13 protein-coding genes are annotated in these 12,605 nt (G+C 70.3%); 7 read left to right on the top strand and 6 right to left on the bottom strand.

Features of this window, described 5'->3' with window-relative positions:
- Positions 1 to 11 precede the first annotated feature (11 nt).
- From FHU39_RS23710 to FHU39_RS23700, 3 genes are all read right to left on the bottom strand, one after another.
- Positions 12 to 554 carry a hypothetical protein gene (locus tag FHU39_RS23710; protein WP_183322636.1) on the bottom strand — a complete coding sequence of 181 codons (543 nt, stop codon included), beginning with the start codon at positions 552 to 554 and terminating at the stop codon, positions 12 to 14.
- Positions 555 to 624: 70 nt separating this feature from the next.
- Positions 625 to 834 (bottom strand): hypothetical protein, encoded by a 210-nt coding sequence (locus FHU39_RS23705; RefSeq protein ID WP_183322637.1) that lies wholly within the window; start codon positions 832 to 834, stop codon positions 625 to 627.
- Positions 835 to 894: 60 nt separating this feature from the next.
- Complete coding sequence (locus FHU39_RS23700; protein WP_183322638.1) at positions 895 to 2,160, bottom strand: MFS transporter; 1,266 nt, start codon at positions 2,158 to 2,160, stop codon at positions 895 to 897.
- A 245-nt stretch (positions 2,161 to 2,405) separates the two neighbouring features.
- Between FHU39_RS23700 and FHU39_RS23695 the strand changes: the two genes are divergently transcribed.
- Positions 2,406 to 3,659 (top strand): polysaccharide deacetylase family protein, encoded by a 1,254-nt coding sequence (locus FHU39_RS23695; RefSeq protein ID WP_183323193.1) that lies wholly within the window; start codon positions 2,406 to 2,408, stop codon positions 3,657 to 3,659.
- Here the strand turns inward: FHU39_RS23695 and FHU39_RS23690 are convergent.
- On the bottom strand, positions 3,656 to 5,188 hold the full coding sequence (locus FHU39_RS23690) for a glycerol-3-phosphate dehydrogenase/oxidase (RefSeq protein WP_183323192.1): 1,533 nt from the start codon (positions 5,186 to 5,188) through the stop codon (positions 3,656 to 3,658). The genes FHU39_RS23695 and FHU39_RS23690 overlap by 4 nt on opposite strands.
- Positions 5,185 to 5,769 (bottom strand): TetR/AcrR family transcriptional regulator, encoded by a 585-nt coding sequence (locus tag FHU39_RS23685; protein WP_183323191.1) that lies wholly within the window; start codon positions 5,767 to 5,769, stop codon positions 5,185 to 5,187. Before FHU39_RS23685 ends, FHU39_RS23690 begins: the two co-directional genes overlap by 4 nt.
- 62 nt (positions 5,770 to 5,831) lie before the next feature.
- On the opposite strand from FHU39_RS23685, the gene FHU39_RS23680 reads away from it, so the two are divergent.
- Genes FHU39_RS23680 through FHU39_RS23670 form a run of 3 tightly spaced genes read left to right on the top strand, consistent with a single transcriptional unit; the run spans position 5,832 to position 8,615 of the window.
- Complete coding sequence (locus FHU39_RS23680; protein ID WP_183323190.1) at positions 5,832 to 7,406, top strand: FAD-binding oxidoreductase; 1,575 nt, start codon at positions 5,832 to 5,834, stop codon at positions 7,404 to 7,406.
- Complete coding sequence (locus FHU39_RS23675; RefSeq protein WP_183323189.1) at positions 7,403 to 8,275, top strand: YegS/Rv2252/BmrU family lipid kinase; 873 nt, start codon at positions 7,403 to 7,405, stop codon at positions 8,273 to 8,275. The genes FHU39_RS23680 and FHU39_RS23675 overlap by 4 nt, the downstream gene beginning before the upstream one ends.
- A 31-nt stretch (positions 8,276 to 8,306) precedes the next feature.
- A complete protein-coding gene (locus tag FHU39_RS23670; RefSeq protein WP_183323188.1) occupies positions 8,307 to 8,615 on the top strand; it encodes a DUF1330 domain-containing protein in 309 nt (102 codons plus the stop codon).
- Here the strand turns inward: FHU39_RS23670 and FHU39_RS23665 are convergent.
- On the bottom strand, positions 8,591 to 9,853 hold the full coding sequence (locus tag FHU39_RS23665) for an isochorismate synthase (RefSeq protein WP_221185881.1): 1,263 nt from the start codon (positions 9,851 to 9,853) through the stop codon (positions 8,591 to 8,593). The genes FHU39_RS23670 and FHU39_RS23665 overlap by 25 nt on opposite strands.
- 69 nt (positions 9,854 to 9,922) lie before the next feature.
- Here FHU39_RS23665 and FHU39_RS23660 point away from each other — a divergent pair, with 69 nt between their 5' ends.
- The 3 genes from FHU39_RS23660 to FHU39_RS23650 all read left to right on the top strand — a co-directional run bounded on the left by FHU39_RS23660 (position 9,923) and on the right by FHU39_RS23650 (position 12,599).
- A complete protein-coding gene (locus FHU39_RS23660) occupies positions 9,923 to 10,624 on the top strand; it encodes a demethylmenaquinone methyltransferase (RefSeq protein ID WP_183323186.1) in 702 nt (233 codons plus the stop codon).
- A 243-nt stretch (positions 10,625 to 10,867) separates the two neighbouring features.
- Positions 10,868 to 12,181: a geranylgeranyl reductase family protein gene (locus FHU39_RS23655; protein WP_183323185.1), complete on the top strand. Its 1,314-nt coding sequence runs from the start codon at positions 10,868 to 10,870 to the stop codon at positions 12,179 to 12,181.
- 52 nt (positions 12,182 to 12,233) lie between these two features.
- Positions 12,234 to 12,599, top strand: coding sequence for an NADH-quinone oxidoreductase subunit A (locus FHU39_RS23650; protein WP_183323184.1), 366 nt, complete (start codon positions 12,234 to 12,236; stop codon positions 12,597 to 12,599).
- Positions 12,600 to 12,605: the final 6 nt, after the last annotated feature.

Genomic DNA, 12,605 nt, shown 5'->3' with positions numbered 1-12,605 from the left:
CGTCACCGCGTTCACTGACCGGGATCCTCCTGGGCCTCGGGCTGCGCGGCTTGCTCGGTCGGGGCCGCGCCGGCGGATCCGGTCGTCGGCAGGGTCTTGTTGGCCGGTTTGTCACTCACCGGCGGCTTCGGGGTGCCGGCCACGGGTTCGGGCGCGTGCTTGCTCGCCCTGTCCTGCACGGTCTTGACGATGAAGAGCACCGTGACCACACCGACGGCCATCACCACACGCGGGTGCCGCACGCCGTGCCGCACGAGGAACTGCTCGATCTTGGCGTCGGCCTTCACCCCGAGGCCGGAGGTGACCAGCATCAGGCCGCCGGTCGTGGCGGCGGTGAGGTCGCTGACCGTGAGCGCCCGGTGCAGTGGGTGGTCCTCCGGCAGCTCGTCCTCACCGCGGATCGCGAAGAAGACGGCGCCGGCGGTGCCGGCGGTGTTCGCGAGGCTGAGTCCGCGGCGCGCCCACCGGGGGAAGCGCGTCGGGCGGACCAGGGTGATGGCACCCGCGACGGCGGCGGAGGCGAGGTTGAGGGCAGGGGAGCGCTTCTGGGCCATGACACGACCCTAGATGGTGGGTCTCGGCGGTGTCTCGAGGGCGAAGGTTGTCGCGTCCACTGCCCGGATCTCACCCGGGCCGGTCGGCGGTGCTCTGGTCGATCACGTACGTCGGGTTGCCGAACGGATCGGTGACGGCCGCCCACCAGCCGCCGGGGATCTGGGCGGGTGCCATCGCAACCGACACCCGGTCACGTCGTCCCTCGATCCAGCCCCTGACGTCGTCGACGGTGAGCAGGGGTCCGGTCTTCGTCGACCCGTCGGTCGAGACGTCGAGCATCAGCGTGACGTCTCCGTCCGATGGGCCGATGGCGGCCGTCGTCGGCAGCGCGCCGCCCGGTCAGGCGGCGCTCGCGGAGGGGGTGGGGGTCTCGGGGGTGGCGGCCATTGCCGCCGACCCGGCGTGGGCGCGCCGCAGCAGCGGACCCGCGCCGACGGCGAGGGCACAGGCGAGCGCGCCCGCGGCAACCGTCACGCCGAACGCCGCGGTGGCGCCGGACAGGTCGGCGAAGTGGCCGGCGACGGCGGCGCCCACGGCATACCCGAGGCCGGTGGCGGCGGCGAGCAGCGTCATCGCCGCGCCGGTGCGTGACGGTGGCGTGATCTGCTCGCCGAGCGTGAACGTCGTGATCATGTATGGCGCAACGCAGCATCCCAGCACGATCAGCACCGGGCAGAGCGCGGCCAGCGACCCGACGAGCAGCAGCGGCGTGGTGAGCACGAGCAACCCGGCCGCGGTCGCCCGCCACCTGGTGACATAGCCGATCCGGGCAGGCAGTGCCGCCATACTCAGCCCGGCCAGGACGCTGCCGATGCCGAGCAGCGCCTGCACGAGCCCGGCCAGTCCGTCGTGACCGGCCTCGGTGGCGAGCACCGTGGTGCCGTTCTGCACGGACCCGAAGATCATCCCGATGATGAACTGGGCGGCCATCAAGGTCGCGAGCGCAGGGGTCAGCAGACGACCGGTGCCGGCGGTCGCGGCGTGAGCCGTGCGCAGCCGCGCCGTCGGGTGGATGGCGAACCAGGTGCCGAAGATCGCGAGCAGGACCGCAGCGGTGCAGATGCCGACACCGGGGTCGACGATCGAGGCAATCGTGCCGACGAGTGCGGGGCCGAGCACGAACGACGCCTCGTCGGCGGAGCCCTCGTAGGAGAACGCGGTGTCGATCAACCGCGCCGACGTGCCGGTGCGGTCCCGGGAGCTGATGATCGGGCGCCAGCGGACCCGGGCGAGCGGCCCGGCCTGCGGGATGAAGAAGCCGCCGAACGCGGCCGCGGCGGCAGCCCACAGCCAGGAGACGCCGCTCTCGGCGGCGAGCACCACGGCCAGCAGGCCGAGCGAGCTCAGCCAGGACTGGACCAGCACGACAGGGCGCTGACCGAACCGGTCGGAGGCGGCGCCGAGCAGGGGCGCACCGACGGCGTTCGCGACGGCGAGCGCACCGGCGCTCGCGCCGCCGGCGCCGAAGCTGCCGGTGGTGTGGGCGATGAGGAGGAGGACGCCCATCTGGCTCATGGCCAGGGGCAGTCGGGCGAGGAACGCCACGACGATGTAGGTGCGACCGGTCAATCCGAAGAGGTGCCGGTATGACGCAGCAGGTGACACGAGATGGAACGCCTTTCGAGCACAAGGCTCACGTCGGGCGCGACTTCCCACCACCAGTCGCGCGCGTTCCCTAATACGTAGTGTCTCCATTCTAGCGCTGTGACCGGCCGGATCCGGCCAGATCACGAGTGTGCTACGTCACCGCGTGGTGGCTTGGGTTCGGCCGATCCTTTTGTCACCGTGGGGAGTGGTGGGTCCGGCATCGGGGCAGGGCCCACCGGCAACCCCGAGGGGAGTGGGGCGCTGTGGCGGTGTCGCGGCGGGAGGTTCTGACGGCAGGGGTCGCGGTCGGTGCGGCAGCGGCTCTCGGCGGCTGCGGCCCGGGCGAACAGCATGCGCAAGGAGTGCCGCGCTCCGCGGTCTTCCTGCGCGGGACTCGCACGGGCGGCACTCCGACACCGTCGTCGACGTCCTCGTCGCCGTCGTCCGCAGCGCGGCCGATCGGCGACGGATCCACCGCCGACACCGGCCCGCAACCGCACCAGCCGACGCCGCACAGGTTGCAGCCGGGCGAGCCGCCGCCCCAGTTCGTCGTCATCTCCTGGGACGGTGCGGGCGAGGTCACCGGTCTCAACCTGCTGTCGCACTTCCGGCAGGTGGCGCAGGAGGTCGGGGCGTCGATGACGCTGTTCCTCTCCGGGCTGTTCCTCCTGCCGCGGGACAAGAAGGACCTCTACCGGCCGCCGCAGCACGCCGTCGGAGCGTCGGACATCGGCTACCTCACCGATGACGACATACACGCCACGATCGAGAACATCGGCAAGGCGTGGCTGGAGGGCCATGAGATCGGCACGCACTTCAACGGTCACTTCTGCGGGCCGACCGGGGTGCAGAAGTGGTCGCCCGCCGATTGGCGCAGCGAGATCGAGCAGGCGAAGTACTTCGTCGAACACTGGCGCACCACCACGGGATTCACCGATCTGCCGCCGTTGCCGTTCGACTACGAGAAGGAGCTCGTCGGCGGCCGGACGCCGTGCCTGGAGGGTGCCGACAACCTGCGGGTGGCGGCATCCCAGCTCGGCTGGCGCTACGACAGCAGCAAGACCGGCATCCAGATGTGGCCGAGCAAGGACCGCAACCTGTGGGACCTGTCGATGCAGTCGATCCCGTTCGCCGGGCACACCGGCCAGGTGATCTCGATGGACTACAACATCATGTACAACCAGACCGGGGGTACGACGCAGGGGAAACCGTCCAAGCGCCCGATGTGGCAGCAGCAGGCGACCGACACCTACCTGGCCGGCTTCCGGCGGGTCTACGACTCCAACCGGGCGCCGCTGATCATCGGCAACCACTTCGAGGGCTGGAACGGCGGCATCTACATGACCGCGGTCGAGCAGGTGATGCGCGCCATCGCGAAGCATCCGGACGCCCGCATCGTGTCGTTCCGGCAGCTCGTCGACTGGATCGAAGCACAGGACCCGGCGGTGCTGGCCAAGCTACGGACGGTCCCGTACGGCGCCCAGCCGCCGGGCGGTTGGGAACGTTTCCTCGCTTAGCAGTGTGCTGACACGGCGTCCGCCGCGGCGGCTTCGGCGACGTCGCGGTCCGCGGGCACCAGCCCGATCCGAGTGCGGCGGTCGAGCAGGTCGTCGGCGTCGAGAGCACCCTCGTGTCGCAGCGCGAAGTCGAACTCCGCTGGTGTCGCGGGTATTTCGCCGCTGATCGGCTGATTACGGGTGCGATCTGCCGAGAGTACGTCGGGCGCTTCGGTCCCGTACCGGCGCACCAGCCGCTGCGGTGCGCCGATGCTCGCCAGATCGTCCCGCGGTGCCGCACCGACCAGCGGGGTGCGTGCGGTGACGCACGGCCCGGCGGTGAGCCCGCGCTCGCGGCACACCACGTCGACGGCATCCTGCGCCATGCGTCGGTACGTCGTGAGTTTGCCGCCGACCACGGTGACCAGCCCGTCGGGCGCGATGCGCACGGCGTGCCGGCGGGACAGGTCGGCGGTGCCACCCCGCGTGTCGCCGTCGGCGTCCAGCAGCGGCCGGAGACCGGCGTAACTGCCGATGACGTCGTCGCGAGTCAGGGTCGTGCGCAGCACCCGGTTGATGCTCCCGAGCAGGAAATCGACCTCGGAGTCGTCCGGGCGCGGCACGTCCGGCGGGTCGCCGTCCACCGGCTCGTCGGTCAGCCCGATGTAGGTCGTGCCGTCCAGTTGCGGCAGGCTGAACACGAAGCGGCCGAAATGGCCGGGAACCGGCGAATTCACCACGCAATCCGTCGATCCCAACGTGCTGGACCGGACCACCAGGTGGGTGCCGCGGGACGGCCGCAGCCGGATGCCCGGCGCCAGCTGTCCGGCCCACACACCCGTCGCGTTGATGACGGCGCGTGCCTTGACGTCGTGCTCCGAGCCGGTGAGTTCGTCCCGCACGCGTGCGCCGTCCCCGGTGGCGTGCAGGGCGCGTACCCGGGTCAGGACGCGTGCGCCATACAGCGCCGCGGAGCGGGCGATCGCGACGACCAGCCGGGCGTCGTCGACGAGCTGGCCGTCCCAGCCGAGGCTCGCGCCGAGCAGGCCGTCCTCGCGGATGCCGGGCGCGAGCGCCAGTGCCGCGGCGGCCCCCAGTGATCGTGGTCGCGGCAGCACCGATCCGGGTGTCCGGGCCGCCCGGCGCAGCAGGTCGCCACCGATGAAACCGCCCATGGTCAGGGCGCGTTCGCGGCGGCCCCCGAGGCCGTAGTGCGGCACCAGCCACGGCGTGGCCCGGGTCAGGTGCGGTGCCGTGCGGGTCATCAGGATGCCGCGCTCGACCGCACTCTCGTGGGCGATCCCGAGCTGGCCGGTGGCGAGGTAACGCAATCCACCGTGCACGAGCTTCGAGCTCCACCGGGACGTTCCGAACGCCAGGTCGTGCGCATCGATCGCGACCACGTCGAGTCCCCGGCTCGCCGCATCCAGCGCGACGCCGGTGCCGGTTGCGCCCAGGCCGAGCACCAGCAGGTCGACGACCCGGCCGTCGGTGCACTCGGCGAGCTCGCGTTCGCGTCGCCGGGCGTTGAGCGACGCCGATCTGGTCATGGCGCGAGGTAGCCGCGCACCGCGACCACAAGTTGGTCGAAAAGCGCTGACTCTTCGACATTTTCGTCCGTCATCGTCGGTGCCGAGAAGACGAAACCGGTGGCCATCAGCAGGACCGATCGGGCGAGCAGTTCGGCGTCGTCCTCGCGTACCTCGCCGGTCTGCTGACCCGCGCTGACCGCCGAGGTGATCGATCGGAGCATCGTGTCCTGGGTGCGGCCGCGGCGCACCAGCAGGTACGGGACCAGCAGCTCCGGATCAACCTCGACGATCTTGCGGAAGAGCTCACCCTGGCGGATCTCCAGGGCGACCGCCGCGACGGCCCGCGCGATGCCGTCCGCGTCGGGGTGCCGGTCGCCGTCCGCGAGCCGTGCACCGACCGTCGACCACTCGCGGGTCATCAGGTCACCGATGAGCGCCGTCATGTCCGGCCAGCGACGGTAGACCGACATGCGTGAGACGCCGGCCCGTCGCGCCACATCCGTCATCGTGGTGCGACGCCAGCCGACCGCGAGCAGGCATTCGCGCGCGGCGTCGAGCAGTCGCTCGTCGCCGATCGTCTTGTTACGAAGTGCTGCCATCTGTCACACTGTAACAGCAGGGCTGCGCGACGGCGGCGTGCCGAACCGAGTTGGGAGCACGGATGCACTGGTCACGATGGGGCGACCCCGACCACACGACGACACTGCCCGCGGGCGCGACGGACCTGATGGCGTTGGCGTTCGGGGAGATCACGCCCCGCCCGGCGGTCCCACTGGCGGCCGTCGTGGCACGGCTGCCCACGCTCGCCCCGGACGTCGCCGACCGCCTGGCCGCCGTCGTCGGCGCCGACCACCTCACGACGGATCTCAGCGACCGGGTGCATCACACCCGCGGCAAGTCGACCCCGGACCTGCTGGCGGCCCGCTCGGGCGACTTCTCCGACGCACCCGACGCCGTGGTCCGCCCGGGAAACGACGAAGAGGTCGTCGCCGTCCTGCAGGTCTGCGCCGCACACGGCGTGGCCGTGGTCCCGTACGGCGGGGGCACGTCCGTCGTCGGCGGTCTGGTGGCCGATCGCGCCGAGCTGCACGGGCTTGTCTCCCTCGACCTGTGCCGGCTCGACGCACTGGTCGACCTGGACGAGGTCTCCCGTACGGCGACCCTGCAGGCGGGGATGCTCGGGCCGCAGGCGGAAACGCTGCTGGGCGAGCGCGGCTACACCCTGGGGCACTTTCCGCAGTCGTTCGAGTTCGCCAGCATCGGCGGCTTCGCGGCAACCCGGTCCAGCGGCCAATCCTCCTCCGGCTACGGCAGATTCGATTCCATGGTCGTGTCCGTGACAGTGGCGACCGCGCGGGGTCTGTGGAGCGTCGGGGCTGCTCCGGCCAGCGCCGCAGGGCCGGACCTGCGCCAGCTGGTGCTCGGCTCCGAGGGCGCGCTCGGCGTCATCACCGACGTCACGGTCATGGTGCGACCGGTGCCGGCCGAGAAGGTCTACGAGACCTGGCGGTGGGAGTCGTTCGAAGCCGGCGCGCAAGCGATGCGGACACTGGTGCAGGACGACCTCAACCCGACGGTGTTGCGGCTGTCGGACGAGACCGAGACGTCGATCAACCTCAGTGACCCGTCGGCGATCGGCCTCTCCGACGCGGGCGGTGCGCAGATGGTGTGCGGCTACGAGGGCAGTGCGGACCGGGTGGCCCGGATGCGTGCCGAGGTGGCGGCGACGCTGCGGGCCGCAGGCGGGCAGCTCGCCGGCGAGGACGGCGGCGCGGCCTGGTCCGACGGGCGGTTCGCCGCGCCATACCTGCGAGATGCGCTGCTCGACGAGGGAGTGCTGGTGGAGACGCTCGAGACCGCCACGGTGTGGAGCAACCTGCGCCATCTCTACGACGAGGTACTGGCCGCGGTCACCTCGGCAGCGACCCGGCAGGGCACGGATCCGCTGATCCTGTGCCACATCTCGCACGTCTATCGCGCCGGCGCCTCGCTCTACTTCACGGTGGCGATGCGGGAGAGCGACGACGGCATCCGACAGTGGGCTCCGGTCAAGCGCGCGGCGGGCGACGCGATCCGGGCGGCCGGCGGCACCATCACCCACCACCACGCGGTCGGGCGCGATCACAAGCCGTGGCTGGCCGACGAGATCGGCGTTCCCGGCGTGGCGGTCTTGCGTGCCGCGAAGCAGGCGCTGGATCCTGAGGGAGTTCTCAACCCAGGAGTTCTCGTGCCGTGAGTGCTTTCCATGTCATCGCCAATCCGCTGTCCGGCGGCGGTCGTGCGGTCCAGGTCGCCCGCGAGGTGGCCGCCGACCTGGGTGACGCCGGTGCCACGGTGCGGATCACCTTCTCGCCGGGTATCGAAGCGGCCGACGGCCTGGTCAAGGACACCGCCGCGGCAGGGGAGACGTGTGTCGTGGTCGGCGGAGACGGCATGGTCAGCACCATGGCCGGGCCGCTGCACGAGCACGACCTTCCCGCGGCGATCATTCCCAGCGGCCGTGGCAACGACTTCGCGCGCCAGCTCGGCATACCCGAAAACATCCATGACGCAGCGCGTTTGGCGGTTGGTGGGGTCGAGACACGGGTGGACGCCATCCAGGTCGGGGACCGGGTGGTGGTCGGCAGCGTGTACGCCGGGGTCGACTCGCGCGTGTCCCAACTCGTCAACTCCAGTTCGGGTCGCCTGCCGTCAGCGGCGCAGTACCAACTGGCGTCGGTCCGCGGCCTGCTGCAGTTCGCGCCGCGGGACTACCGCGTCGAGGTCGACGACGAGGTGTTCGAGTACCGGGGTTTCACTGCCATCGCGGCAAATTCGGGCTTCTACGGCAAGGGGATGCACATCGCGCCCGATGCCGACGTGCACGACGGGTTGTTCGACGTCGTCATGGTCGGTGCAGGGAACCGGCTGAAGTTCATCCGCGCGCTCCCGCAGCTGTACCGCGGGACGCACCTGGCGAACCCCGAGGTCACCGTCGCGCGCGGCGCCGCCGTGCGCATCGTGGCGGGCGGTGTGGAGGCGTATGCCGACGGGGAGCCGCTGGGCCCGACCCCGGTGACCGCCCGGGTGCTGCCCGGTGCGCTGCGCATCCTGTTGAATGGCTGACGAAACCGCCGCGCAGAGAGAAGGAATCGCCATGGCCGCCAAGGGATACTGGATCGCCCGCGTCACCGTCCACGATCCGGACGGCTACGCGAAGTATGCGGCCGCGGCGAACCCCGCGTATGCCGCATTCGGTGGGGTGCCGCTCGTCCGGGGCGGCCGTTTCGAGGTCTCCGAGGGCGAGTCGCGCCCACGCAACGTGGTGATCGAGTTCCCGACCTATCAGGCTGCGGTGGATTGCTACAACTCCGACGCGTACCAGGCCGCACGGGCCATCCGTGTGCAGGCGGCCGAGAGCGAACTCGTCGTGGTCGAGGGTCAGGATCCGCAGCCGAGCGCCTGACGCATCGGCACCAGCTTGGCGTCGGACTCGCTGAGCTCCGCCGCCGGTTCCGAGCCCGCGACGATGCCGCAACCGGCGAAAAGCCGTATCTGCGAAGGTGATTCGAGGGCTCCGCAGCGGAGGGCGATGCCCCATTCGCCGTCACCCGTCGCGTCCAGCCAGCCGACCGGCCCGGCATACCGGCCGCGGTCCATCTGCTCCAGCTCGGCGATCAGATCACGTGCGGCCAGCGTCGGCGTGCCGCAGACGGCGGCTGAAGGATGCAGCGACGCGGCGAGCGTCAGCGACGACACGTCCTCGTGCAGCACACCCGCCACGTCGGTCGCCAGGTGCATGACGTTGGGCAGGTGCAGCACGAACGGCGACTCGGGGACGTTCATCGACGAGCAGTGCGGGGAGAGCGCGTCGGCGACCGAACGCACGGCGTACTCGTGCTCCTCGAGGTCCTTGCTGGACCGGGCCAGCGATGCCGCGAGCGCCAGGTCGTGCTCGTCGTCGCCGGTCCGGCGGATCGTCCCGGCCAGCACCCGCGAGGTCACCAGACCCTTCTGCCGGCGCACCAGCATCTCCGGAGTGGCGCCGATCAGCCCGTCGACGCTGTAGGTCCAGGTGTTCGGGTAGGCGCCCGACAGGTTGCGCAGGATGTGCCGCGGGTCGATGTCGGTGCTCGAGGTCACCACGACGTCACGTGCCATCACGACCTTGTCCAGTGCACCGGACTGGATGCGCTCGACGGCCGCGCCGACGGCCTCGGTCCACTGGTTGTCGCTGAGTGCCCCGTCCCGGACGTCGGCGATGACCGGCGCGTCCGCGCCCGACCCGGCGGCGAGCGCCGGGGTTGTGGGCAGGTGTGCGGCGGTGCCGACCGTCGTGAGCCAGCAGACGTCGTGGTGCCGTCCGACGACGGTCTCGGGCACGTGCAGCACACCACCGGCGGGGGACGCGGCGGCGAAGGCGAACGAACCGACCGCGATCAGCCCCGCACCGGGCAGGTCGACCTCGGAGCGGACGACGGCGTCGCGCACGACCCCGCTCCACCACCGCTCGGCGTCGTCGAAGCGTGCCGTGCCGTGGGTCTGTATGGCGGCGGCCGTGCCCCATCCCACGAACCCGTCGCCGTCGCGCAGCCAGCTGACGGGGGCTTCGGCGTCGTCCGGGATCAGCGAGACGAGGTCGCCGGGATCCTGGATGCGCGTGGAGCGCACCACGAGGGCCGGGTCCGATTGAGGTAGCGGCAGGGTCACGAGCGGTCACCTTACGCCGACCGGCACTGCGGCCCGCGTTTCGGCATACGGGACAATGCACGGATGAATCGAGCCAGCCTGGACAAACAGCCCCGTGACGTCGCCTCGATGTTCGACCAGGTAGCGGCTCGCTACGACCTGACCAACGACGTGATGGCGATGGGCCAGAACCGCCGGTGGCGCAAGGTGGTCGTCGAATCGCTCGCGGTCCGCCCCGGTGACGTGGTCCTCGACATTGCCGCGGGAACCGGCACCAGCAGCCTGCCGTTCGAGCGCCTCGGCGCACACGTGGTGCCGGCCGACTTCTCGCTCGGCATGCTGCGCAAGGGGAAGGAGATGCGGCCGGGTATGGCGTTCACCGCCGCCGACGCGATGCAACTGCCGTTCGCCGACAACTCCTTCGACGCGGTGACGATGTCGTTCGGCTTCCGCAACGTGCAGTCGACCGAGGAGGCGCTGCGCGAGTTCCGCCGGGTCACCCGGCCCGGCGGCAAGCTGCTCATCTGCGAGTTCTCGACGCCGACCAACCCGGGCTTCCGCAAGGTCTACAGCGAGTACCTGATGAGCGCGCTGCCGCGCGTCGCCCGCCGCGTCGGGTCGAACGCCGACTCCTACGTCTACCTGGCCGAGTCGATCCAGGCCTGGCCGGACCAGGCCGGGATCGCCGCCCAGCTGCAGGACGCCGGCTGGGCGCACGTCGAATGGCGCAACCTGACCGGCGGCATCGTCGCGCTGCACCGCGCGACCAAACCGACCAAGCTCTGACCGACCCTCCTGCCGAGAGGCCCAGAAAGTGCCGGAGGGCCTAGAAATATTGGTGATTCGGGCCCGATTTGCTGAGCCGGTCGATGGGTATGTGAGCCTGTCGGCGGATCGGGCCGGTGGGCTGGGGTGCCCGGGGCGCGCCGGTATGACGGATTAGGTTCGCCTAAGTAGGTTTGAGGAAGCGGCTGGGAATACAGTGCATGGGTTAGTGAAGACGTTCACAAGCTAGAAAGATTCACCCGAGTGAGCCTCCCTGGCCTTACGCCTGCCCCGGACGAGAGCGCCGACGTCATCATCGTCGGCGCCGGCCCTGGTGGATCAGCCACAGCCGCATACCTCGCCAAATCCGGTCTCGACGTCCTCCTGCTGGAGAAGACGCACTTCCCGCGCGAGAAGGTCTGCGGTGACGGACTCACCCCGCGCGCGGTCCGCGAGCTGATCACCCTCGGCGTCCCGACCCCCGAGCACGACGGCTGGATCAAGAACAAGGGGCTGCGCATCATCGGTGGTGGCATGCGCCTGCAGCTGGACTGGCCGGACGTGGCCAGCTTCCCGCCGTACGGCCTGGTCCGCACCCGCCAGGACTTCGACGACATCCTCGCCAAGCACGCCGTGAAGTACGGCGCCCGGCTGCGCGAGGGTGTCAACGTCAGCTCGCCCGTCAAGGACGAGCGCACCGGCGCGATCATCGGCGTGCAGGCCAAGGAGATGGGCGAGAACGACCGCCCGACCGGTCGGATGCTCACCTACCGGGCGCCGCTGGTCATCGCGGCCGACGGCAACTCCTCGCGCCTGTCGCTGGCGATGGGCCGCGACAAGCGGGACGATCGCCCGATGGGTGTTGCTGTCCGCGCCTACTACACCAGCCCCCGCCACGACGACGACTACCTCGAGTCGTGGCTGGAGCTGTGGTCGACCGACAAGAACGGCAAGCGGGTGCTGCTGCCCGGTTACGGCTGGATCTTCGGCGTCGGCGACGGCACCAGCAACGTCGGCCTCGGCATCCTCAACACCTCCAGCGCCTTCGGCAAGACCGACTACAAGGACGTCATGCGCCGCTGGGTGGCGACCATGCCGGAGGAGTGGACCTACAACGAGGAGACGATCCGCGGCCCGATCCGCGGCGCCGCGCTCCCGATGGGCTTCAACCGGCAGCCGCACTACGCCGACGGCCTGCTGCTGGTCGGTGACGCCGGCGGCATGGTCAACCCGTTCAACGGCGAGGGCATCGCCTACGCCATGGAGTCGGGCCGGCTGGCCGCCGAGGTCATCGCGCAGGCCTTCGGCCGCTCCGACGACGCCGGTCGCGAACGCGTCCTGCAGTCCTACCCGCAGGTGATGAAGGACGCGCTCGGCGGCTACTTCACCGTGGGCCGCTACTTCGCGCAGCTGATCGGCCACCCGGAAATCATGCGATTTGCCGTGCGTTTCGGCCTACCACGCAAGACGATGATGCAACTCTTGTTGAAGATCATGGCCAACCTCGGTGACGAACACGGTGGCAAGCTCGACGATCGCGTGATGTCGTTGTTGTCACGGGTGGTGCCCGCAGCATGAGCGACCACCCCTCCATCCGCAGGAACGGCGACGTTCGGAAGGATCCGCAAGCATGAACTACTCATACGCACCGCTGTTGTTCTTCGCGGCCATCGGTGCAGCCTTCGCGATCTTCTCGGTGGTCGGCGCCAGCGCGCTGGCCGGTCCGAAGCGTTACAACCGCGCCAAGGCGGACGCCTACGAGTGCGGCATCCAGCCGAGCCCGCACGCCGAGGGCGGCGGGCGGGTGCCGATCAAGTACTACCTGACGGCGATGCTGTTCATCATCTTCGACATCGAGTCGGTGTTCCTCTACCCGTTCGCGGTGTCGTTCGACCGGATGGGCCTGTTCGCCCTCGTCGAGATGGTGCTCTTCGTCGTGACCGTGTTCATCGCGTACGCCTTCGTATGGCGCCGCGGCGGACTTGAGTGGGATTGAGGCTGA

Source organism: Flexivirga oryzae, assembly GCF_014190805.1.
GTDB lineage: Bacteria > Actinomycetota > Actinomycetes > Actinomycetales > Dermatophilaceae > Flexivirga > Flexivirga oryzae.
This window is presented reverse-complemented; position numbering and strand designations above follow the sequence as displayed.